This is a genomic window from Bacillus sp. BSL6 (genome assembly GCF_052928345.1).
The window spans coordinates 659122-683155 of record NZ_JAVGCW010000001.1 but is presented as its reverse complement, the minus strand read 5'-3'; the positions used below and the strand labels follow the sequence as shown (position 1 = coordinate 683155).

The 24034-nt window shown below is 36.5% G+C and carries 28 protein-coding genes and 1 pseudogene; 4 read left to right on the top strand and 25 right to left on the bottom strand.

Features of this window, described 5'->3' with window-relative positions; all coding sequences use genetic code 11:
• Positions 1-30: 30 nt before the first annotated feature.
• Positions 31-870 (top strand): pyrroline-5-carboxylate reductase ProI, encoded by an 840-nt coding sequence (gene proI, locus RCJ96_RS03830; RefSeq protein WP_074606957.1) that lies wholly within the window; start codon positions 31-33, stop codon positions 868-870.
• A 50-nt stretch (positions 871-920) separates the two neighbouring features.
• Here proI and sdaAA read toward each other — a convergent pair whose 3' ends face one another.
• From sdaAA to rnz, 4 genes are all read right to left on the bottom strand, one after another.
• The gene (gene sdaAA / locus RCJ96_RS03825) at positions 921-1799 is read right to left on the bottom strand and encodes an L-serine ammonia-lyase, iron-sulfur-dependent, subunit alpha (protein ID WP_000489462.1); all 879 of its coding nucleotides are present in this window, start codon (positions 1797-1799) and stop codon (positions 921-923) included.
• An 18-nt stretch (positions 1800-1817) separates the two neighbouring features.
• Positions 1818-2477 carry an L-serine ammonia-lyase, iron-sulfur-dependent subunit beta gene (gene sdaAB, locus RCJ96_RS03820; protein WP_000877446.1) on the bottom strand — a complete coding sequence of 220 codons (660 nt, stop codon included), beginning with the start codon at positions 2475-2477 and terminating at the stop codon, positions 1818-1820.
• Between the two features lie 45 nt (positions 2478-2522).
• Positions 2523-2660: a hypothetical protein gene (locus RCJ96_RS03815; protein ID WP_172407365.1), complete on the bottom strand. Its 138-nt coding sequence runs from the start codon at positions 2658-2660 to the stop codon at positions 2523-2525.
• A gap of 560 nt (positions 2661-3220) precedes the next feature.
• The gene (gene rnz, locus RCJ96_RS03810) at positions 3221-4144 is read right to left on the bottom strand and encodes a ribonuclease Z (protein WP_416503950.1); all 924 of its coding nucleotides are present in this window, start codon (positions 4142-4144) and stop codon (positions 3221-3223) included.
• 189 nt (positions 4145-4333) lie between these two features.
• Here rnz and RCJ96_RS03805 point away from each other — a divergent pair, with 189 nt between their 5' ends.
• Positions 4334-4585: a DUF3932 family protein gene (locus RCJ96_RS03805; RefSeq protein ID WP_074606961.1), complete on the top strand. Its 252-nt coding sequence runs from the start codon at positions 4334-4336 to the stop codon at positions 4583-4585.
• 32 nt (positions 4586-4617) lie between these two features.
• Here the strand turns inward: RCJ96_RS03805 and RCJ96_RS03800 are convergent.
• A pseudogene (locus RCJ96_RS03800) lies at positions 4618-4764 on the bottom strand (DNA polymerase IV); the annotation flags it as partial.
• A 42-nt stretch (positions 4765-4806) separates the two neighbouring features.
• Positions 4807-6045, bottom strand: coding sequence for a DNA polymerase IV (locus RCJ96_RS03795; RefSeq protein ID WP_001208839.1), 1239 nt, complete (start codon positions 6043-6045; stop codon positions 4807-4809).
• 144 nt (positions 6046-6189) lie between these two features.
• Here RCJ96_RS03795 and RCJ96_RS03790 point away from each other — a divergent pair, with 144 nt between their 5' ends.
• A complete protein-coding gene (locus tag RCJ96_RS03790; protein ID WP_000842869.1) occupies positions 6190-6390 on the top strand; it encodes a hypothetical protein in 201 nt (66 codons plus the stop codon).
• A gap of 43 nt (positions 6391-6433) precedes the next feature.
• Here RCJ96_RS03790 and RCJ96_RS03785 read toward each other — a convergent pair whose 3' ends face one another.
• On the bottom strand, positions 6434-7552 hold the full coding sequence (locus tag RCJ96_RS03785) for a tripeptidase T (RefSeq protein ID WP_000609811.1): 1119 nt from the start codon (positions 7550-7552) through the stop codon (positions 6434-6436).
• Between the two features lie 127 nt (positions 7553-7679).
• Entirely contained in the window at positions 7680-8225 is a 546-nt protein-coding gene (locus RCJ96_RS03780) for a GNAT family N-acetyltransferase (RefSeq protein WP_001993297.1), read from the bottom strand.
• Between the two features lie 190 nt (positions 8226-8415).
• On the opposite strand from RCJ96_RS03780, the gene prli42 reads away from it, so the two are divergent.
• Positions 8416-8508, top strand: a complete 93-nt coding sequence (gene prli42, locus RCJ96_RS03775) for a stressosome-associated protein Prli42 (RefSeq protein ID WP_000549038.1) — start codon at positions 8416-8418, stop codon at positions 8506-8508.
• A 72-nt stretch (positions 8509-8580) separates the two neighbouring features.
• On the opposite strand, the gene RCJ96_RS03770 is transcribed toward prli42, so the two are convergent.
• From RCJ96_RS03770 to RCJ96_RS03690, 17 genes are all read right to left on the bottom strand, one after another.
• A complete protein-coding gene (locus RCJ96_RS03770) occupies positions 8581-8820 on the bottom strand; it encodes a DUF3894 domain-containing protein (RefSeq protein ID WP_000281163.1) in 240 nt (79 codons plus the stop codon).
• A 66-nt stretch (positions 8821-8886) separates the two neighbouring features.
• Entirely contained in the window at positions 8887-9447 is a 561-nt protein-coding gene (locus RCJ96_RS03765; RefSeq protein WP_074606963.1) for a L,D-transpeptidase, read from the bottom strand.
• Between the two features lie 16 nt (positions 9448-9463).
• Entirely contained in the window at positions 9464-10432 is a 969-nt protein-coding gene (locus tag RCJ96_RS03760; RefSeq protein WP_074606965.1) for an aromatic acid exporter family protein, read from the bottom strand.
• 100 nt (positions 10433-10532) lie between these two features.
• The gene (locus RCJ96_RS03755) at positions 10533-11255 is read right to left on the bottom strand and encodes an amino acid ABC transporter ATP-binding protein (protein WP_000590218.1); all 723 of its coding nucleotides are present in this window, start codon (positions 11253-11255) and stop codon (positions 10533-10535) included.
• On the bottom strand, positions 11248-11907 hold the full coding sequence (locus RCJ96_RS03750) for an amino acid ABC transporter permease (protein WP_001046917.1): 660 nt from the start codon (positions 11905-11907) through the stop codon (positions 11248-11250). The genes RCJ96_RS03755 and RCJ96_RS03750 overlap by 8 nt, the downstream gene beginning before the upstream one ends.
• Before the next feature lie 36 nt (positions 11908-11943).
• A complete protein-coding gene (locus RCJ96_RS03745; RefSeq protein WP_074606966.1) occupies positions 11944-12723 on the bottom strand; it encodes a transporter substrate-binding domain-containing protein in 780 nt (259 codons plus the stop codon).
• Between the two features lie 249 nt (positions 12724-12972).
• Positions 12973-13386 carry a BrxA/BrxB family bacilliredoxin gene (locus tag RCJ96_RS03740; protein ID WP_001998211.1) on the bottom strand — a complete coding sequence of 138 codons (414 nt, stop codon included), beginning with the start codon at positions 13384-13386 and terminating at the stop codon, positions 12973-12975.
• Between the two features lie 143 nt (positions 13387-13529).
• On the bottom strand, positions 13530-13937 hold the full coding sequence (locus tag RCJ96_RS03735; RefSeq protein ID WP_000366594.1) for a YjdF family protein: 408 nt from the start codon (positions 13935-13937) through the stop codon (positions 13530-13532).
• Positions 13938-14057: 120 nt separating this feature from the next.
• A complete protein-coding gene (locus RCJ96_RS03730) occupies positions 14058-14522 on the bottom strand; it encodes an NUDIX hydrolase (protein ID WP_316149356.1) in 465 nt (154 codons plus the stop codon).
• 69 nt (positions 14523-14591) lie between these two features.
• A complete protein-coding gene (locus RCJ96_RS03725) occupies positions 14592-15296 on the bottom strand; it encodes a DUF421 domain-containing protein (RefSeq protein ID WP_000550968.1) in 705 nt (234 codons plus the stop codon).
• 106 nt (positions 15297-15402) lie between these two features.
• Entirely contained in the window at positions 15403-16581 is a 1179-nt protein-coding gene (locus RCJ96_RS03720) for an FtsW/RodA/SpoVE family cell cycle protein (protein ID WP_000831197.1), read from the bottom strand.
• A 341-nt stretch (positions 16582-16922) separates the two neighbouring features.
• Complete coding sequence (locus tag RCJ96_RS03715) at positions 16923-18242, bottom strand: dihydrolipoamide acetyltransferase family protein (RefSeq protein ID WP_316149351.1); 1320 nt, start codon at positions 18240-18242, stop codon at positions 16923-16925.
• A 15-nt stretch (positions 18243-18257) separates the two neighbouring features.
• Complete coding sequence (bfmBAB, locus tag RCJ96_RS03710; RefSeq protein ID WP_000290076.1) at positions 18258-19241, bottom strand: 3-methyl-2-oxobutanoate dehydrogenase subunit beta; 984 nt, start codon at positions 19239-19241, stop codon at positions 18258-18260.
• Between the two features lie 13 nt (positions 19242-19254).
• On the bottom strand, positions 19255-20256 hold the full coding sequence (gene bfmBAA / locus RCJ96_RS03705) for a 3-methyl-2-oxobutanoate dehydrogenase subunit alpha (RefSeq protein WP_000852555.1): 1002 nt from the start codon (positions 20254-20256) through the stop codon (positions 19255-19257).
• A gap of 27 nt (positions 20257-20283) precedes the next feature.
• Positions 20284-21705, bottom strand: a complete 1422-nt coding sequence (gene lpdA, locus RCJ96_RS03700) for a dihydrolipoyl dehydrogenase (protein ID WP_001051291.1) — start codon at positions 21703-21705, stop codon at positions 20284-20286.
• A gap of 4 nt (positions 21706-21709) precedes the next feature.
• Complete coding sequence (buk, locus tag RCJ96_RS03695; RefSeq protein ID WP_000115774.1) at positions 21710-22813, bottom strand: butyrate kinase; 1104 nt, start codon at positions 22811-22813, stop codon at positions 21710-21712.
• A gap of 87 nt (positions 22814-22900) precedes the next feature.
• Positions 22901-24001 carry a leucine dehydrogenase gene (locus tag RCJ96_RS03690; RefSeq protein ID WP_001162675.1) on the bottom strand — a complete coding sequence of 367 codons (1101 nt, stop codon included), beginning with the start codon at positions 23999-24001 and terminating at the stop codon, positions 22901-22903.
• Positions 24002-24034 lie beyond the last annotated feature (33 nt).

The following is a 24034-nucleotide window of genomic DNA, read 5'->3' as shown; positions in this document are numbered from 1 at the left end:
AATTTCTACCAAATTTAAAGGAGGAACATCATGTCTATTCAAAACATTTCCTTTCTCGGTGCAGGCTCTATTGCTGAAGCGATTATTGGTGGCTTGTTACATGCAAATGTTGTGAAAGGCGAACAAATTACTGTAAGTAATCGTTCTAACGAGACAAGGTTACAGGAGCTACATAACAAATACGGTGTCAAAGGTACACATAATAAAAAAGAACTACTTACTAATACAAATATTCTTTTTCTAGCAATGAAGCCAAAAGATGTTGCAGAAGCGCTTACCCCTTTTAAAGAAGACATACATAATAACCTGCTTATTATTTCGTTATTAGCAGGTGTTTCTACTCATTCAATTAGAAATCTACTTCAAAAAGACGTTCCGATTATTCGTGCCATGCCAAATACATCTGCAGCTATTTTAAAATCAGCTACTGCTATCTCATCTTCAAAACATGCAACAAAGGAACATATTCAAACTGCCATAGCTTTATTTGAAACGATCGGTCTCGTCTCTGTTGTAGAGGAAGAAGATATGCATGCTGTCACTGCATTATCCGGAAGCGGGCCTGCTTATATTTATTACGTAGTAGAAGCGATGGAAGAAGCTGCAAAAAAAATCGGTTTAAAAGAAGATGTTGCAAAGTCACTTATTCTCCAAACGATGATTGGTGCTGCTGAAATGCTAAAAGCAAGTGAAAAACACCCGTCTATTTTGCGAAAGGAAATTACCTCTCCTGGTGGAACGACCGAAGCGGGCATTGAAATATTACAAGAACACCAATTTCAACAAGCGCTTATTTCTTGTATTACACAGGCAGCGCAACGATCACATAATCTTGGGAAAACGTTAGAACAATTAACAAAAGAAAAATAAAAAATGGAGCTCAATCTTACTTGAGCTCCATTTTTTATAAACATATATTTTTAGTTATTCGTCTTCCCAAAAATTTCTTCTTGTAGACGACGACCAGTCGGTGTTGCTGCAAGTCCACCTTCTGCTGTTTCACGAAGTGCTACTGGCATCGTTTGTCCAATTCTAAACATTGCCTCAATTACTTCATCACATGGAATGGTACTCGTTACACCAGCTAATGCTAAATCAGCTGAAATCATCGCATTTGCAGCTCCTGCTGCATTACGTTTTACGCAAGGTACTTCTACAAGTCCTGCCACCGGATCGCATACTAAACCAAGCATGTTCTTTAATGAAATTGCCATCGCTGTAGCTGCTTGGTCTTGTGTTCCACCAGCCATTTCAACTGCAGCCGCGGCCGCCATTCCACTTGCTGAACCAACTTCAGCTTGACATCCTCCTGCTGCACCAGAAATACAAGCATTATTTGCAACAACCATACCGAAAGCTCCTGCTGTAAATAAAAATTCAATCATTTCTTCACGTGTAGGTTGCAACTTTTCTCTTAGTGCAAATAGCACACCTGGCACTGTTCCAGCAGACCCTGCTGTTGGTGTTGCACAAATAATTCCCATCGCTGCGTTTACTTCATTTGTTGCAACAGCTTTACTCACCGCGTCCAAAATCGTATCTCCAGATAAGCCTTTTCCGCTCTTCATATACGCCTGAACTTTTACAGCATCTCCACCAGTTAAACCAGTTGGTGATTTCACACCGCGAATACCACGTTCTACTGCTTGCTCCATCACGACTAAGTTCTTTTCCATACCAGCGATTACTTCTTCACGTGAAATACTTCTTGTTTCCATTTCACATTGAATCATAATTTCTGCGATTTTTACATTTTGTTCTTTAGCTTGCGCCACTAGTTCCGCTGCGTTCCGAAACATGGTGTGTCCCCCCTGCAATTATTCCATAATAGTTACTTGACAAATATTTTGTTGCGCTTTTATTTCTTCAATTACTTCATCTGCTAATATTTCATCTGTTTCGATGACCATTAGTGCTCTTCTTCCTTTTTCTTTACGAGAAACACTCATTGTACTAATGTTAATCTCGTGTTTCGCAAGGATTGAGGCTACTGCTGCAATAGCACCGAAGCGATCGTTATTTACAATAAGTAGTGCTGGACTCGTGCCTGATAATTGAAGATCGAATCCGTTTAATTCTACAACTTCAATTTTACCGCCACCAATTGAGCAAGCAACAACTTCAATTTCTTCTTCACCTTTATACAAGCGAATTCTCGCTGTATTTGGGTGAGGTGCATTTGCATCTTCTTCAATGAATTCCACTTCAATTTCGCGCTCTTTTGCTATCTCTAGCGCCTCTGGAATACGTAAGTCATCTGTTTCAAATCCTAATATCCCACCTATTAGCGCTACATCTGTACCATGCCCACGATACGTCTTTGCAAATGATCCATATAATGAAATGCTTACTCTTTCTGGTTCATGACGAAACAGCTGGCGAGCAACTTGCCCCATTCTTGCTGCACCTGCTGTATGTGAACTTGATGGACCAATCATAACTGGACCAATAATATCAAATACTGAGCGATACTTCATTATAACTCCCCCTAAACCTCTATGAAAAAATTTTTTACTATTCTATTAAGCTACCGGATTGGTTGCTTTTCCAGTTGTACTACGAATTTGTCCTGCTGTACGAATTGGATCGTTTTTGAATAACAGTGAAGCGATATATCCTGAAATAATACTAGTTATAATATGAAATAAGAAACTTAGCATTACCTTCATTTACACATAATATAAGATAATCTACAGTAAAGTCTTGTAGCAATCCAAAGTTTAACACAGAACCCCTTACAAGCATAGCACAAACAAGTGAAACGCCCATTGCTTTCATACCTTTTGATGCCTTAAAGCTAAAAAGTGAAAAAGGCTTCATACAAATAATAGTAATGTCCTTCCTATTATAATTTCCATGTTGCTCTCTCACAATTTATTCAACTTCACTTGTTATGATAAACGTCTCAAACACATGTAGCCTACAGTAAATTATAATCTGTCCTCATTATAGCTTGTTTTTAATAAAACGCTTACTTTTAATGAATTTTAAAAGTTCTGAATAACAATCCATTTTTGCTATTTGTACTACTTGTATGTCGTCCGACTTATATAACAGTTTTTCTAAATACTCGATACTATGTAGTTTCATCTTATATCTTTACATCATTAAAATTTTCTGTTTCATCCTATATAAGCATAAAATGATAACAGTTTTATTTTTATTTTTTTTTAGAAATAAAAAAATGGCAACCTTTCGTCACCATTTTTTCACAACATTATTATCTGTCCACTGGAAATGATTTTAAATCTGTAGCTATTTCTGTATTAGAAAATAGCTCTCTTGCCTCTTTCAATAATTCCTTATATGTATCCCCTTGATAACGGGAACTAATATGAGTTAATATTAATCGTTTTGCATTTGCCTGAAGTGCAATACTCGCAGCTTGCTTAGATGTGGAATGAAAATAATCATAAGCTTGTTGTTCATCTTCTGCCGCAAAAGTGGCTTCATGAACTAGTACGTCAGCGTCTTGTGCCAGCTCTCTACTCGCTTCACAATATCTCGTATCACCTAAAATGGTAATAATTCTTCCCTTTTGAGGTGGGCCGATAAAATCTTTTCCGTTTAATATCGTACCATTTTCCAATTCAACCACTTCTCCATCTTTTAAACGTTTAAAGAGTGGACCTGGTTTCACGCCCATCTCCAGCAATTTACCGACTAAAAGGGCGCCTTGTATATCTTTCTCTATAATACGATACCCAAAACATTCAATACCGTGTGACAATCTTTTCGTTTCCACATGAAATTCATTATCTTCAAACACAGTACCTTCTTCTGTTATCTCAACAATTTCAAGCGGGTATTTTACATGTGTCGTGCTTACTGATAATGCGACTTCAATAAACTGTTTAATTCCTTTTGGTCCATACACTGTTAAAGGTGTAGTCCCTCCTTGGAACGAACGGCTTCCTAATAAACCAGGCAAACCAAAAATATGATCCCCATGTAAATGCGTAATAAATATTTTTTCAATGCGGCGTGGACGTACTGATGTATGTAATATTTGATGTTGCGTCGCCTCACCACAATCAAATAACCAAGTCTGTCCTCGTTCTTCTAACAATTGCAAAGCAATTGCCGAAACATTCCTTCCTTTTGAAGGAACACCTGCACCAGTTCCTAAAAATACAAATTCCACTTTCTTTCCTCCAGCTCTTTATATAATCTATCTTTCATCTTACGGAATGTTATTTCAAATGGCAAATCGAATTTACATAACCAATCATCTAGACAACTATATATCACGAACGTTATACTTAAAAAACTTAGCAATCGTTCGTGTTTTATGTTAAAATGATTATACTACATTTTAAGGGAGCGTTTTATTATGAAAGAAGCATTTCGTTTACAAACTGATTTTTCATCTTCATTTGATCGCTGGGTACGTTCTTTCGTGTCTGATCACCCAGCACAATTAGAATGGACGACTTTGAAAGAGTTAATCCATGAATATACAACAACACATACAAATGATTCGTTACCAACATATATTTCTTCAGCTTTAACATATTATGCACAACGCGTTTCAACTGCAAACAGTTCAGAGATTGTTATTTTTGAAAATCATACAATCTCTTAATCTATCGTAAAAAGCACTGGTTACAGTGCTTTTTATTTATACTTATTTAGCAAATCGGCATATTCCGTCAAAAAATTTGTATACATACTTAAATCAAATTCATCTAAAATTATCTTTTTACTTGAGTTATTACATAATTGTTTTGCTTGTAGTGCAAAAACGACAATTTGTTTTTTATAAAAATAAAAAGTGTCATGATATGTACAGCTTCATGACACCTTCTACATAAACTTATTTTCTAATTTTTGCTGAAAAGACTTTTCTTGCTTACGTAATAATTGACTACCTCGTTGTAAAAGCGGCATTCCATACTTATCATTAATTTGATCAATGACAGCAAGTAGCGGCTCTTCTTTCGCATCTTCTTCAAATGAAAACAAATCTAATTGCTTCACCGATTCAGTCTTCCACTCTATTTCAGTAGCTGTAACACCTAATAAACGAACGGAATCGCCATCCCAATGTTGCTTCCATAAACGAGAGGCCGCTTGAAAAATATCTCGTTCTTCCCAAATGGCATTTTTTAATTGCTTACTCCTCGTTACTGTCCGCCTATCATGATATTTAATCATAATTTGAATATTATAGCTGACAAGAGTTCGCTTTTGTAATCTTTTACTCACTGATTTTGATAGCCTTTCTAACATATCAAGTAATTCTTTTTCTTCATCCATATCCTTTGAAAAAGTCATCGAATTACCAACGCTTTTATGTTGTCCCATTTGACTCGGATCAACTTCTCTATCATCCACACCTTTTGCCCTTCTTTGTAAATCAACACCATGCTTTCCAATTTTAGCGCGAATGATATGTTCATTTCCTTTTGCTAACTGTTCAATTGTTTGTATATGAATATCTTTTAATTTCTCAGCTGTTTTTTCTCCAATTCCATGCATCGCTCCAACCGGAAGCGGCCAAATCATTTCTGGAATATCTCGTTTTCGGAGCACGGTAATACCGAGAGGCTTTTTCATATCAGAAGCTGTTTTTGCTAAGAAAAGGTTCGGAGCAATCCCGATGCTACACGGAAGCTGCAATTCTGTTAATAACGCCTGCTGAATCATCTTTGCTATTTCAAGAGGTGAACCAAGTGCGTAACAGTCTGTAATATCTAAATACCCCTCATCTATAGAGACTGGTTGTATTTTTTCCGTAAAACGGGAAAGAATTTGAAACATTTGAAATGAAGCTTCGCGATATAATGTAAAATTAGGGCGCCTTACAATTAATTGCGGACATAACCTTTTCGCTTCCCAAAGTGGCATCGTTGTACGTATTCCATATTCTCTCGCCTCATAACTACATGTTATGATAATTCCTTTTCTTTCTTTTTCATTTCCAGCAACCGCTAACGGCTTCCCTTGTAATGATGAGTCATGAGCAATTTCAACAGATGCGAAAAAACAATTCATATCTACATGTAAAATAACACGACCTTTTTTTGGATACATTTCTCGCATAGTACTCACCCCCTAATCAGAACGTTCGTTCTTTTATTATAGCAAATTTTGCACAATAATTATAATTATTACTTGTTCTTTTCCATCATATTTATTGCTATAATTTAAATGAAGTGGATATTTTTGTAATTAGGGGTGATTATTATGAAATCAACTGATAAACTCAATTATACGTTTCTCATAATTATACTAATCGTCGCAATCAATTATTTACTTCTTCCTATATTTGATATAAACATAGCTGGTTTCTTTCCTCGTCTAGTCCATGTAGTAACAACTTACATACTGCCATGGATTTTCTTGTATTGGCTTATCCGCCTTGTAAAAGCAATCGAATCAAAGTAAAAAGCGTGTAAATCACAATTGATTTACACGCTTTTTTGTTATATTATTTCGCTACTTCCTCTATGATTGCAACAACTAATTCTGCTGTTTTCGCTAATTCTTCAACAGGAATCTTTTCGTTTGTTGTATGAATTTCTTCATAACCAACTGCTAAGTTAACTGTTGGAATTCCGTGTCCAGCAATTACGTTTGCATCACTTCCGCCACCACTTTGGTGAAGAGAAGGTGTACGACCAATTTTTTCAGCTGCGCGTTTTGCAACTTCTACAACGTGATCGCCATCAGCAAATTTAAATCCTGGATACATAACCTTTACTTCAACATCTGCTTGGCCGCCCATTTCTTTTGCAGTTGTTTCAAATGCTTCTTTCATTTTCGCAACTTGTACTTCCATTTTTTCATTGATTAAAGAACGCGCTTCTGCAAAGATTTGTACATGATCGCAAACGATATTCGTTTGTGTACCACCTTCAAAACGTCCAATATTTGCAGTTGTTTCAGAATCAATACGACCAAGTGGCATTTTCGCAATTGCTTTCGCTGCGATCGTAATTGCAGATACACCTTTTTCTGGTGCTACACCAGCATGAGCTGTTTTCCCGCGAATAATCGCGTTCACTTTCGCTTGTGTTGGAGCTGCAACAACGATTTCGCCAACTTTCCCATCGCTATCTAACGCGTAACCATATTTCGCTGTAATGCGCTCACGATCTAATGCTTTTGCACCAACAAGACCAGATTCTTCTCCAACTGTAATAATAAATTCAATTGTACCATGAGGGATATTTTTTTCTTTTAAAACACGGATTGCTTCGAACATGGATGCTAATCCCGCTTTATCATCCGCCCCTAAAATCGTAGTACCATCTGATACGATATATCCATCTTTAATAGAAGGCTTAATTCCATTACCAGGAACTACTGTATCCATATGAGAAGTAAAGTAAATTGTATCAACACCATCTTTTGTTGCTGGTAATGTACAAATTAAGTTACCTGCACCATGCCCAGTAACAGCCATTGTGTCATCTTCAAATACTTCTACACCTAAATCTGTAAATTTCTTTGTTAATACTTTGCAAATTTCTGCTTCAAATTTCGTTTCAGAATCTACTTGTACTAACTCCATAAATTCATTTACTAAACGTTCTTGATTAATCATAAGACTGCGCCTCCTGCACTACCATTATGTATGTAACACTATTAATTATAACAGAATTTCGCAAAAGTTTCGAAATACAAGACAAAAAACAGACGGTTTATATGTCTAGATAACCATCTGCTTTCTATTACTCATTTAACAATACCCAGCGCATATGATCTTCCCACACTCCATTAACCATTAACATCTTCCTAGACACGCCCTCATACTGAAAACCTATCTTCGTCACGACTTGTATAGATGCTAAATTTCGTGGCATAATCGGTGCTTCTATACGATGTAATTGAAATTCCTCAAAAGCAACTTGAATCGCTTTTCTAAGCGCTTCTGTCGTATAACCTTTGTTTAACTCTTCCTTATCTAATTTATAGCCGAGTACACAAGATTGGTAAATTCCACGAACAATTAAATTAAATGAAATACATCCAATTATTTTCGTATCATCACCTTTTTTAAAAATCCAAAGTCTGATGATTTTACCTTCTGCGATCTCTTTTCTATCCTTTTGTAACTTTTTCTTTTGATAATCTAACGTAAAAAAATCATCCGGTCTATACTCTTCCCAGGCTTTTAAAAATTCACGATTTCTGTCGTAATATTGAAGAACTTTTTCAGCATACGACTCATCAATTTCCCTTAAATGTAAACGATTTGTTTCATATATTTTCATCATCGTATCTCCATTCTTCAGCTTGCATAACAAAAAACTTATACCCTATCATTCTTATATATTCTCTACGTACATACAAATTTCCTGTTATACTTTACACACACTTCTCGAATTTTGTCATTTCTCTCCCCCTTGTCCACAATATCATTTCTCGTTACAATGATATTGTACTGATTTGCAAGGAGGTTTAACGATGCATAAAAAAGCTCAAAAAGTTATGATTTATGTAATGCTAATTTCTATGCTTGTAACAACATTACTTGCTGGCGCAAGTATGTTTTGGTAAAAAGGACGATCTGTTCGTCCTTTTTTTACTTTTTACACATAATAAAATAAACCATCTCGAAATCGAGATGGTTTATTTTATGTAAAGCACAATCGCTACAATACTAAAGAAAAATGACATTACAAGTGCTATCACAAAACTTGTATATTGTTTCTGCTGAAATGCCCCAATAACAAAAGTAAGATTGAGTAATGCCATACATACAATCGCTACAAGATAAGAACATATATTAAAAGTTGCCAATATGAATGTAATAATAAATAGAAATCCCATAAAAAACTGCATATACGAAAGTTTTGGATTCAAGTACATATGAGCAACCCCTTTATCTCATTTTATCTTTCTATACTCTCATTAACGCATGGTTATGTACACATGTCAAGACAACTTATTACAATAGAAAAAGCCAACTTTTTCGTTGACTTTTTCATATGCAATGGCTCCTTTTTCTTTTGCCAATTGCTGAAATGACTTTTTCGATTTTACAATCCATACTTTCGTTCCAATTGGAATGCGATCAAATAAATATTCCACATCATTTTTCTTCATTCTTATACATCCTTGTGAAATATACTTTCCAATTGAACTCGGTTGGTTTGTTCCATGTATTCCATATTTACTCCCATCAGTTCCTCTTGCATTAAATCCCATCCACCTAGATCCAAGTGGATTTTTCGGTGATCCCCCAGGAATATTCTTCGCAATATAATATGGATCCTTTGCTTTCATTACAATATCAAAAGTTCCCTCTGGGGTTAATTCATTTGTTTTCCCTGTCGCGACTGGAAAAACCTTTTGAATCTTTCCATCGTCAATATAAGCTAGTTTATTCGTCGCTTTATTTACAATAATGAAAGGATCACCGGCACGCGGATTATCACCAAGAGGCCAAATAGGCGATAAAGAAAGACATAATATGAAAGAGAGAAGATACGGCATAGATAATTCCTACCTTCTATATAAGTTCTTTTATATTATCCTTTCCTTTAAAGCGACTTTTAATGAGTAAATATTGTTCCATTTCGTATACAAGTTGAACAAGTTTCGCACGTATCTCAAATTCTTCACGTGTAGCCGGCAATGGCATATCTCTAAATAATTCTCGCATTTCTTGAAGCTGCCTTAAAGAAATAACCCCGGTACTCTGAGGGCTAATAGCATTTCCAATGTTTTCAACCACATCCGCAATCATGTCCGCCTGTTCATATGTCCACGATAAAGAAGCTGCTAACGGAATCATTCGCTCTAAAATTTCGAATTGTTGCATGCGCATATTAAAATAACGATAGTAATAGTCATCTTCTCGCATAAATGCATTCTCAAGTTTCTTAAACGATAAATCTCTAGCTTCATTTAGCATCTGTTCAGTTTCAATAAGTTCTGCCCCGCTCCAACTACTTTCTCGGTTTCGTAAATATACAACCATTTCAAACAAAATCTTTTTAAAATTATTTTCTATTTTACCTTGATACTCTTTTAGCTTATTTTCACTACTTGGCATATACATATTTACTAAGAGAGCCACGCTAATCCCTATCGTTAATATCGCAATTTCATTCCCAACAATAAGCCATGTAATTTGTTTCAATGAATATAGATGCATCACAATAACTGAACTCGTAACAATACCTTCTTGAATTTTAAGCATAACTGCAGTCGGAATAAATGTAAGTAATAGTACGCTAATTGCTAGTGGTGTATATCCAATTGTTTCAAAAATACAAAACGCGAACACCATTGACAATACACAGGCTAAAAAACGGTGTAACGACACTTGAAGTGATTTACGTTTCGTATTTTGTACGCATAATATAACTAAAATACCCGCTGAACTATAAAATTCCAATCCTAATAACTGTGCAATAAAAACGGCTGCGCCTGTCCCTATTGCTGTTTTTACTGTACGGTATCCAATTTTGAACATATCATTGCTCCTATATGTATAAACGTATTTACAGTTAGTATAAAAAAAGGATGACACAATGTCATCCTTTTCTACTTATTATTCACGTAACCTTTACATATTACAATATCTTTTGTAAAAATTGTTGCGCACGCTCACTTTTCGGTGCTGCAAAAAATTCTGCTGGCGCACTATCTTCTACAAGCTTTCCACCATCTAAAAAGAGAACACGATCTGCTACTTCTTTTGCAAATCCCATTTCATGTGTAACAATCGCCATTGTCATTCCTGTCGTAACTAATGATTTCATAACTTCTAACACTTCTTTTACCATCTCTGGATCTAGTGCTGATGTCGGTTCATCAAATAACATTACTTCTGGTTCCATTGCTAACGCTCTTGCAATTGCTACACGTTGCTTTTGTCCTCCCGAAAGACGATTTGGATACGTATCTTTTTTATCTAATAAGCCGACCTTTTCTAACAGTTTTTCGGCTTTCTTTTCAGCTTCTTGTTTCGTTACTCCTTTTACATTGATAGGAGCATACGTAATATTTTCTAATACAGTCATATGAGGAAATAGGTGAAAATGCTGAAATACCATTCCGACATTTTCACGAACGTGCATAATATTCGTTTTTGGATTCGTTACTTCTTCCGTTCCAATCCAAATGTGACCATTTGTCGGTGCTTCTAACACATTCATACAACGTAAAAATGTTGATTTCCCTGATCCAGACGGTCCAATAATTGCTACTACTTCCCCTTTTTCAATCGTTGTTGTAATTCCTTTTAATACTTCGTTTTTTCCAAATGATTTATGAAGGTTTTCAATTTTAATCACTTTTCTTCATTCTCCCTTCAATTGCCTTCCCGACTAATGTAAGAATAATGACTAGCATATAATAAATGAGTCCAACAAAAAGTAATGGTTCAAGGTATTTAAAAGTCTCCCCGCCTACGATATAAGCACGACGCATTAAATCCGTTGCTCCTATTACCGTTACTACAGCCGATTCTTTCGTAAGTGTCGCAAACTCGTTCACAAGCGCTGGTAATATATTTTTTAATGCTTGAGGGAAAATGATATTTCGCATCATTTTTCCGTAAGGAATTCCTAAAGCCATCGCCGCTTCTGTTTGTCCTTTATCAACCGCTTGAATGCCAGCACGGATTACTTCTGACATATATGCACCTGAATTTAAGCTAAATGCAAGTACAGCTGCTAAAAATGCCGGTATTTCATAACCAATTATTTGCGGGACACCGAAATAAATAATCATTAATTGCAATACAAGTGGTGTACCACGGAAAATTGATGTATAAAGATCTGCCGCTATATTTAATGCTCGTATTCTAGCAATTTTGCAAAGTGCTAATAGCGTCCCTAAAATAAACCCTGCTAAAGCTGATACTGCTACAATTTTCAAAGTAACTTCTAGACCTTTTAATATATACGGTATCGAAGGCGTAATCGCCGAAAAATCTAAGTTCATTCTTTTCATTCCCCTCACAGAAAAGTGAAAGGCAGCTTATTTTTCGCTGCCAAACCATTTCTTCACTAATTTATCCATTTCTCCATTTTCTTGCATTTTTTTAATTACTTTATTAAATTCAGCTGTTTTATCACTGTTTTTCGGAAGGGCAATTGCTGCTCCAACTTCTTCTGGAGCTTCTTTAATTTCAATTCCTTGTAAATCTTTCATTTTCTCTAAATAATTTTTAGCAACTGTGTCTTCTATAATTGCAGCATCAAAACGACCAGCTTTAATTTCTTGTACGATTTCTGGTATACGGTCACGTCCCTCAACTTTGAAATCTACTTGTTTTTTAAATTCTGCTGCTTTCTCTTCTTGAATAGATCCTGTTTGTACCCCTACTTTTTTCCCTTTTAAATCCTCTACAGATTGAATGTTAGAGTCCTTTTTAGAAACAATCATGTTTTTCGCAACAAAGTAAATATCTGTGAAATCAACATTATTTTTACGCTCTGCAGTTGGCGTCATACCTGCCATTACGAAATCAACTTTTCCTGAGCTAAGAGATGCTAATAAACCACCAAAATCCATATCTTTCACTTTCACTTCATAACCAAGTTCTTTTCCGATATATTTAGCAACATCAACATCAAAGCCGATAATTTCATCACTCTTTGAAGCTTCTACGTATTCATATGGTTTATAATCTGCTGAAGTCCCCATAACGAGTACTTTTTTATTTTTTCCAGTAGCCTTTTCTTCCCCGTTACTACAAGCACTGAACATACTTACAATTAAAATAAGTGCAAACGATATTGATAATAACTTCTTCATATTTCTTCCCCCTAATGATGTATATTTAAAAGTTTAATAGAATATTTATTCGATGTTTGTATTGTATCAGTACTTTTATTTTTATGCAATATATAAAATAAAAATAAATAAAAAATCATTAAAATCACTGTTAATAATGCATAAAAAGATGCATAAAGAAACCAACTACTGTATATCCTATCATTTTGAATAACAAATAAAAAAGGCGCTACACCCACTTAATTGTGAGCGTAGCGCCTTTTCAATTTTTTATAGTTCTTCGCAATTCTCTTCGAAATACGATTGTAGTTTTGCAATAACTTGCATCGGTTCATGACCTTCAATTTCATGACGCTCTACCATTGTTACAATTTTTCCATCTTTTAACAAAGCAAATGATGGAGAAGATGGTGGATACCCTTCGAAATATTCACGAGCTCTTGCTGTCGCTTCTTTATCTTGACCTGCAAACACCGTTACAAGGTGGTTAGGACGTTTATCATAATGTACAGAATGCGCAGCAGCAGGACGAGCAATACCGCCTGCACAACCACATACAGAGTTTACCATTACAAGTGTTGTTCCATTTCTTTTAAACGCTTCGTCTACTGCTTCTGGCGTCGTCAATTCTGTATATCCAGCAGAGACAATCTCTTCACGCGCTTGGCGGACAACATCATTCATAAAAAAGTTAAAATTAATCAATCTTTTCCCTCCTCTAAAACTACCTATTTGTATCTTACCAGTTAATGTTTATGAAATACAAGTAAGTTTACTTGTATTTCAGCATAGAAAAGGTGTTAGAGCTCTTGCTCTAACACCTTTTCTTAATGACCACGATGTTTTTGCTTTGCTTTTTGTACTTTGATTAAACGTCTTCTTTGTTTTTCAGCCTCTCGCTTCTCCTTAGATTGCACTTTCTTTTCTTGTTTATGCAGTTCATAAGATAAGCTAATTGCCTCTTGCGCCTTAGTAAAGCGGTTTACATTTACTTCTTTTGCTGCTTGTCGTATGATCCGCTTTATATTTTTGGGACGCTGTTTTTCTTTCACTTCCACGCCACATTTTGCAAAGTGCTGAAAATACGCTAACATTGAACCGTTCACAAATATAAGCACTTCTTCGTCTGAAGGTTCCGTTCCAAAAATATACCTCGCTCCATACAACTTCCCTTTTTCTTTACATGTAATGATTCCAACAAAAAATTGGCCATCGTGATATACTGTCAAATCCATTGACAGCCCCCCCTAAAAAAATTAGAAATACGGGACATCCCGGAGGGGAAGGTTACTGACATGAAATCATGCGTCTGGACTACCAACCAGAACTGTGTTTTTGTATTTCTTTCACTATTATTATATCTTTTTTTCCATAATCTTCATATATTCACTAATCATTTTTTTATGCGACCCAACAATATAGTCAGGTAGTTCTGTTAGTGGGAAGAATTTAAGCTGAACCGCTTCTTCTTTGTTCATAACAAAATCTCCATCGTATTCGTCCGTATAATAAGCGGTCGTTACAGATTGAAATTCATCACCGTTTACTAATTTTGTAAAATAGTTCGCTCCAGAAAACACATTGATTAATCGTAGGTTCTTCACCTTTATTCCTGTTTCTTCGTATACTTCACGAAAAGCAGTTTCTTCTGGTGATTCACTAAGCTCCATTAATCCGCCAGGCAGCCCCCATTTTCCGTAAGGCTCTGTTCTTTGTTGTAATAATACATATCTATTTTCATTTATAACGAGTACAACAGCACCAACTAAAATTAAAGGGCGATGACCAACTATTTTCCGTAATTCTTCTACATATCCCATCGTATCCCTCCTTTTTCGTTGTCCACACTATTGTATCATATGTATGAAACGACAAAATGCGTATATTTTTCATTTTTTTAACAAAATATTTATTTTATGTGTTTCATCAACTGTAGCTAACAAAATGGATTCAACTTCTGCGTTTTTCTCTAGAAATTCTCTCGCCCATTCTTCTGTTTTCCCTAATAAAGCAAGAACATCTTGCTGAATGCTCCCATCCTTTACTAATACAAAAGAAACTGGAGATTTTTTTCCCGCCACTTTTAGATCAAGTCGGGAAACTGCCTCATATTCTGGATACCGAAATATAGAAACGACACCGTTCGCTTCCCATAATGCTAATTTGATTGTTTGAATATCGCTCACATTTCGCATACGAAGTTCTGAAAATAAATATTCCACGGTAATTCTCGCTTTTTTCAAATTGCTAAAATCAATGGAGCCGTTGTGTATAAGAATGATAGGTGCTGGCTCTAAAAAGCGTCTCCATCTATCCCATTTCAACATTAAAACTGAACTTATAATATGAAGTACAACGAGTATAAACGTTGTAATCATCGAGCCCATTAATCCTACTTTTTCATCAGACAATGCGTTAGAAATATTCCCGCCAAGCAATAACACCAATACAACATCTAAAAAGCGAAGTTGTGCGATGGACCTTTGCCCCATCGCTTTCGCAACTAATATTAAAAATATGTATGCTATAATAGCCCGAATAACCCATTCACTATTAGAAAGATGCCGTGCTCCCTCAAAAATATGCATATGCATCACTTTGCACTCCTTACATCCCAAACTGCTAGTCTGTTTTAGTTTGCAACGTTTATGAGTATATATGTAAAAAAAGCTGGTTCGTTTAAAAACGAACCAGCTTTTTTTACTTAACGGAAAACATATACTTTTTATACGTTTTTCGTACCGATAATATGAGACCCATCATAATCATATTCGAGAACAAGGAACTTCCCCCATACGATAAGAAAGGTAATGCAATCCCTTTTACAGGCATTAACCCAACAATCATACCGATATTTTGGAATATTTGAACCGTTAATATCCCAATCGATCCAGCACATAATAATGTACCGAATAAATTATCAGCAGAATAACCGATAATAATTGTTCTATATAGTAGTAATAGGAACAAGAATACAACTAACGCTGCTACGATAAATCCACCTTCTTCGGCAATTGTAGCGAAAATAAAGTCTGTATGCTTCTCAGGGATATAAACATTCCCTTCGCCAAACCCTTTCCCTTCCATACCGCCACTACCTACAGCTAAAATTGATTGCTGTGTTTGATAACCTTGATCTGTATGTTCAAATGGATCTAACCAACCTAAAATACGTGATTGTTGGTGCGGTTTTAGTAGCGTAACTAACTTATTAAAGAAGAAATCCTCATACCTTACGTAAATAAATATTAACGTGGATAGTATGGTGACTGGAATAACTGTACATAACGCTATCAATTTCTTCTGAATACCTGACATAAATAAAATACATGCAATGGCAGCAGCGTATAAGAACACCATCCCCGTATCCGGTTGGCTATATACAACAGCCATAGGCGGGAGGGATACTAACACAATTTTACCTACTAATTTTAAGTCCGTTTGGAATGTCCTTGCCATATACTGTGCATTATGTTTCACTGCTATACTTGCTACTACGAGAAGCAATGAAATTTTGAAAAACTCAGATGGTTGAATTTGTCCAACTAACGGAAATACAAACCATCTTTTTGCACCTAATTTTTCAGGTGTGAAAGTGGAAACCGGTAGTATTTTCAAAAGAATAAGTGAAGCAAATCCAACGATATAAAGTGGCCAAGACAATTTTTGCAATTGATCTAAGTCAATGCTTGCAACAAGCAATAACAATACAACTCCAATTATGTAGTTCAAACCCTGTTTCATCGCAAAGTTTGCCTCTCCATATTGGCCAGTTTGCTGACTGCTATATATAGCAGCTATACTCGTGACACATAATGCAAACAAAATTAATATTAATTTTACATCTAAACTTTTTAGAAACTCGGTACTTCTTTTCATGACATCCTCCTGAAACATTGTTACAGCAAAATAAAAAACCAGGAGTCAACATTCTTCATGTTTTGACGACTGATTACACATTATCTATAAAACACTTATATAGAATAACTCTCTTTTTCATACAATACAATATATTATACTACAGTTTCGTCAGTAAGATTTGCCAAAAAAATTATTCTTTTCTTATTTTATATCCATATACCATATATCAGCAATGTATTTTCATAAATTCCTAATACATAATCGTTCATTGTAAGATTACTGGGAAAGGTATTATACATATAGTAGGATGTAGATGAAGAAATAAGATGATAAAAAGCTCGCATAAGCGAGCTTTTTATTTAATATACAGATGTATTATTTTCTGACGTATTTTCTAAAATTTCTTTTACACGTCCTAAGAACTTACCACAAATTAAACCATCTAGTACACGGTGATCAAGTGATAAACATAAGTTAACCATGTCGCGAGCACCGAACATACCATTTTCCATAATTACTGGGCGTTTTACAATTGATTCAACTTGTAAAATAGCCGCTTGTGGGTAATTAATAATACCCATAGATTGAACAGAACCGAATGATCCTGTGTTATTAATTGTAAATGTTCCGCCTTGCATTTCGTCTGCTTTTAACGATTTCGTACGTACTTTTCCTGCAAGTTCTGTAATTTCACGAGCGATGCCTTTAATTGTCTTCTCGTCCGCATGTTTAATTACTGGTACAAATAGTTCGTCCTCTGTTGCAACAGCGATAGAAAGGTTAATATCTTTCTTCTGAACGATTTTATCGCCAGCCCACATTGAATTAATTTGAGGGTATTCTTTTAACGCTTGTGCTACTGCTTTTACGAAGAAAGCAAAGAACGTTAAGTTAAAGCCTTCACGCTTTTTGAAATCACCTTTAATTGAATTACGGTATGACACAAGGTTTGTCACATCTACTTCAATCATCATCCAAGCGTGTGGCGCTTCGTGTTTACTACGTAACATGTTCGCTGCGATTGCTTTACGCACACCTGTTACTGGAATTTCGATATCGCCAGGCATTGTTGGTACAGAAACTGGTTTCGCAGCTTCTACTTTTTGCGCTACTGGCGCTGCTTTTGGTGCTTCTGGACGCGCTTCTACTACAGCTGCTACCGTTTCCTCTTTCTTCGCCGCACCTGCTTGCGGAATATTTCCAGATTCCACTAGCTTTAAAATATCTTTACGAGTGATACGGCCGTTTGCTCCCGTACCTTCTACTAGATCTAAATCAACATTATGTTCACCTGCAAGTTTTAACACAGCTGGTGAAAAACGAGGTTTTCCATCAGTTGGTTGTTTTGCTTTCGGTGCTTTTTCAGGCGTAGCTACTTCTGCCTTTGGTTCTTCTTTTGTTTTTTCCTCAACAGCTGTTGCTGCTACTTCATCTGCGCCTTCTACTTGAATTACACAAACTACTTCACCTACAGCTAACGTATCACCTTCACTAGCGATTAACTCTTTCACAATACCAGTGAAAGAAGATGGTACTTCAGCATTTACTTTATCAGTCATTACTTCTGCAAGCGGATCATATTTATTTACGTGATCGCCAACATTAACGAGCCATTTACTAATTGTACCCTCTGTAACGCTCTCCCCGAGCTGAGGCATTGTAATATTTTCTACAGCCATGTATAGTCCCCCCGATTAAAATTCCGCAAGTTCACGCATTGCTTTTTCAACTTTATCTGGATTTACCATAAAGAATTTTTCCATTGTTGGTGCATATGGCATTGCTGGAACGTCTGGACCCGCAAGACGTGCGATTGGTGCGTCTAAATCAAACAGACAGTTTTCAGCAATAATTGCTGCCACTTCACTCATAATACTTCCTTCTTTATTGTCTTCTGTTACAAGAAGAACTTTACCTGTTTTAGAAGCTGCTTCAATGATTGCTTCTTTATCTAATGGATATACAGTACGTAAATCAAGAATGTGTGCAGAGATGCCATCTTGTGCTAACTTTTCAGCTGCTTGAAGAGCAAAATGAACACATAATCCGTATGTGATAACAGTAATATCATCACCTTCACGTTTTACATCTGCTTTTCCGATTGGTAATACGTAATCATCTTCTGGCACTTCACCTTTAATTAAGCGATATGCACGTTTATGCTCAAAGAATAATACTGGATCTTCATCACGAATTGCAGCTTTTAGTAAGCCTTTTGCATCATATGGTGTAGAAGGGATAACGATTTTTAAACCAGGTTGGTTTGCAAACATCGCTTCTACAGATTGCGAATGATACAATGCACCGTGAACACCGCCGCCAAATGGCGCACGAACTGTAATTGGACAAGTCCAATCATTATTAGAACGGTAACGAATTTTTGCTGCCTCAGAAACAATTTGGTTTACTGCTGGCATGATGAAATCCGCAAACTGCATTTCAGCGATTGGACGCATTCCATACATTGCTGCACCAATTGCGACCCCAGCGATTGCAGATTCTGCAAGTGGTGTATCTAGCGCACGATCTTCACCAAATTGATCATATAATCCGTGTGTCGCTTTAAATACGCCACCTTTTTTACCAACATCTTCACCTAAAACGAATACTTTCTCATCGCGTTCCATTTCCTCGCGCATTGCTAATGTAATAGCATCAATATAAGACATTACAGCCATGAAACGTTCCCCCCTATTCTGCGTATACGTGCTTCAATGCATCTTCAGGTGCTGCATACGGAGCATTTTCTGCATATTCTGTTGCTTCGTTTACGATATGCATAATTTCGTCTAACATTTGTTTTTCAGATTCCTCAGTTAACACGCCAACCTCTTTTAAATAAGCAGCAAATGTTACAATTGAATCATTTTTCTTCGCTTCTTCTACTTCTTCTTTATCACGATAAACACGATCATCATCGTCACTTGAATGTGCTGTTAAACGATATGATACTGTTTCAATTAAAGTTGGACCTTCACCACGGCGGCCACGGTCTGCTGCTTCTTTTACAGCTTTATATACTGCAAGCGGATCGTTTCCGTCTACTGTATATCCAGGCATACCGTATCCAATTGCACGGTCGGATACATTTTTACATGCTAATTGTTTTTCAACTGGAATAGAGATCGCGTATTTATTATTTTCACACATAAAAATAACAGGTAACTTGTGTACGCCAGCAAAGTTTGCACCTTCATGGAAATCACCTTGGTTGGAAGAACCTTCACCGAATGTAACAAACGTTACTAAATCTTTCTTTTCCATTTTTCCAGCTAATGCAATACCAACTGCATGTGGTACTTGCGTTGTTACTGGAGATGAACCTGTCACAATACGATTTTTCTTTTGACCGAAGTGACCAGGCATTTGACGACCACCAGAGTTTGGATCTCCAGCTTTCGCGAAACCAGATAGCATCAGTTCTTTCGCTGTCATACCAAACGCTAGTACAACACCCATATCACGGTAGTATGGTAATGCATAATCTTTCTCTCTATCAAGAGCAAATGCTGCTCCAACTTGTGCTGCCTCTTGTCCTTGACAAGAAATTACGAATGGAATTTTACCAGCACGGTTTAATAACCACATACGTTCGTCAATTTTACGTGCAAGTAACATCGTACGGAACATTTCTAATACTTGCTCATCACTTAAGCCAAGCTCTTCATGGCGCTTTTCTTTTACTTCTGCCATTTTTCATAACCTCCTAAATCCACATTTTTATGCGTGTAACGCTTTTCCATCTACAGCTAATGCTGCTTCACCAATCGCCTCAGATAATGATGGATGCGGATGAATTGTATGTGCTACTTCCCAAGGTGTTGCATCAAGTACTCTTGCAAGACCCGCTTCAGAAATCATATCTGTTACATGCGGTCCAATCATATGAACACCGAGAATATCATTTGTTTCTTCATCAACTACAAGTTTTACGAAACCATCTGATTCGCCGTATACAAGCGCTTTTCCGATTGCACGGAATGAGAACTTACCTACTTTTAGCTTATAGCCTTTTTCTTTCGCTTCTTGTTCTGTTAAACCGACAGAAGCAACTTCCGGACTGCTATATACGCATTTTGATACCATAGAATAATCAATTGGTGTAACTTCTTTACCAGCAATATGTTCTACTGCAACAATTCCTTCATGAGAAGCAACGTGAGCAAGCTGTAAGCCACCGATTACATCACCGATTGCGTAAATATGAGATTCTTTCGTTTGATAAAACTCATTTGTTTGAATGTATCCTTTTTCCACAACGATATCCGTATTCTCTAAACCAATATTTTGCGTATTGGCTTGTCGTCCTACAGATACAAGCATTTTTTCTGCTTTAAATTCTTTATTCTCACCGTTATGTTCAGCTTGAATTGTTACTCCATTATCTTTTACCAATGTTTCTGGTAATACTTTTGCACCAGTTACCACTTTAATACCTTTTTTCTTGAATAGACGTTGCATTTCTTTTGAAACGTCTTGGTCTTCTAGTGGTAGTATCGTTTTCGCATACTCTAATACTGTAACTTCTACACCGAAGTCAGCAAGCATAGATGCCCACTCAATACCAATTACACCGCCACCAACGATAATAATCGAGCTAGGAAGCGTTTCCATTTTTAGGGCATGATCGGAAGACATTACATACTCTCCGTCTAATTCTAAACCTGGTAATGAATTCGGACGAGAACCTGTTGCAATAAGTACATTTTTTGGAATTAACATTTCATTCTCTTCTCCACTTGCAAGTTCAACTGAAATTGTCCCTGGCATCGGAGAGAAAATAGATGGGCCAAGAATACGGCCAATACCTTCAAACACATCAATTTTACCTTGTTTCATTAAGTGCTGAACACCTTTATGAAGTTGCGTTACAATCTTCTCTTTACGCTCTTGTACTTTCGCAAAGTTTAGTTCTACATTGCTTGCAATAACTCCGAACTCTTCGCTTTTTTTAGCAGTTGCGTATACTTCCGCACTACGTAAAAGGGCTTTACTAGGAATACATCCTTTGTGTAAACAAGTACCACCAAGATTTTCTTTTTCAACAAGTGCAGTTTTTAACCCTAGTTGTGATGCACGAATTGCAGCAACATATCCACCAGTACCGCCGCCAACGATGACTAAATCATATTCTTTTGCCATTATCTCAACCCCTAGCTACCGTTTCTTTTTCACGTACAATATATTCTTTTGGAGCTTCTTCTTCACGTAGTACACGAAGTGCCCCTTCTGCTAATGCTTGTAATTCATCTTCTCCTGGATGTACGATAACATCTGCAATCCAGTCTACTCGTTCTTTTATTTCATCAACAAGGATTTTACTGTAAGCAAGTCCACCAGTTAATACGATTGCATCGATTTTCCCGTGAAGTACAGCGCTAGCTCCGCCAATCTCTTTTGCAACTTGATATGCCATAGCTTTATAAATAAGAGTTGCTTCAGGATCACCTTTTTCAACCATTTGTTCTACTTTAATCGCATCATTTGTACCGATAAGACTTACAAGTCCACCTTGTCCGACAAGTTTTTTAATCATTTCATCTCGGTAATACTCACCAGAGAAACACATTTCTACTAGTTGCCCTACTGGTACTGTACCAGCGCGCTCTGGACTAAATGGGCCTTCTCCGTTTAAACCGTTATTTACATCGATTACTCTTCCTTTTTTATGAGCACCAACTGTAATACCGCCGCCCATATGTGTAACTAATAAATTTAAATCCTCATATTTGTGATTTAACTGTTCAGCTACTTTACGAGCAACTGCTTTTTGATTTAATGCATGGAAGATACTTTTGCGTTCCATACCAGCAATACCACTTATACGAGCAATAGGCTCCATTTCATCTACAACGACAGGGTCTACAATGAATGCCGGAATATTTAATCCAGAAGCTATTTCATATGCTAAAATGCCCCCAAGGTTTGAAGCGTGATGACCACTAAAACCATTTTTTAAATCTTCTAACATCGCATCGTTTACTGTGTATGTTCCGCCTTCGATTGGACGAAGTAATCCCCCACGGCCACAAACTGCGTTTAATTTTGAAATGTTAATACCGTGAGAATGTAGAACTTCTAAGATCGTTTCTTTACGAAACTCATATTGGTCGATAATTCGCTTATATTTTCCAATCTGTTCTTCGTCATGACGAATAGTTTCTTCTAAAACGGGTCTTTCATTATCAAAAACACCAATTTTTGTGGATGTACTACCCGGATTAATAACAAGAATTCGATTTACAGACACTGTTGCTACCTCCACTAATAAATTCAAAAGGAGGTGGAAACCTCATAAGAGGTAACCACACCTTTTGTAAAAGTAATATATGAATGATTAGCGACGGCTAATAATGTCGTGACCGTTGCGTAAGTATGTGCTACGAGAGTTTTTCAAGCTTGCAATGCGCTCTTCAGCTAGACGATCAGCTGCTACATAAGTTGCAATGCCATCGCGTTTTGAAATTTCGATTACTTTTGCAATTGTGTCATAAATTGATTCTACGCGTTTTAATGCACGTTCTCTATTGTATCCATATAACTCGTCTGCTACGTTAATTACGCCACCTGCATTAATTACATAGTCTGGTGCGTATACAATACCCATTTCATGAATGATGTCGCCGTGACGATCTTCTTTTAATTGGTTATTTGCAGAACCTGCAATTACTTTTGCTTTAAGTTGTGGAATAGTTTCGTCATTAACTGTTGCGCCTAATGCACATGGTGCGTAAATATCACATTCAACACCGTAAATTTCATTTGGCTCAACTGCTGTTGCACCGAATTCTTCTACTGCACGTTGTACAGCTTCTTTATTAATATCTGTAACGATTAGTTTTGCGCCTTCAGCGTGTAAATGTTTGCATAGGTGATATGCTACGTTACCAACACCTTGAACAGCAATTACTTTTCCTTCTAAATTATCAGTACCGAAAGCCTCTTTCGCAGCAGCTTTCATACCACGATAAACACCGTATGCAGTTACTGGAGATGGGTTACCAGAAGAACCGAATGATGGTGAAATACCTGTTACAAAGTCAGTTTCTTCGTGGATAATATCCATATCATCTACTGTTGTACCAACATCTTCAGCTGTAATGTAACGTCCGTTTAGTCCTTGAATATAACGACCTAATGCACGGAACATTGCTTCGCTCTTATCTTTACGTGGATCACCGATAATTACTGTTTTCGCACCACCTAAGTTTAAACCAGCTGCTGCGTTTTTGTATGTCATTCCTTTTGCAAGACGCAATGCATCTTCAATCGCCGCTTCTTCAGAATCATATGTCCACATTCTTGTTCCACCAAGAGCAGGTCCAAGTGTTGTATCATGAATTGCAATGATTGCTTTTAAACCTGATTCTTTATCTTGACAAAATACTACTTGCTCATAATCATATTTTTCTAAGTATTCGAAGATTTCTAATGCCATTGTCGTTTCCCCCTAATGTTTTACCCTATTTGG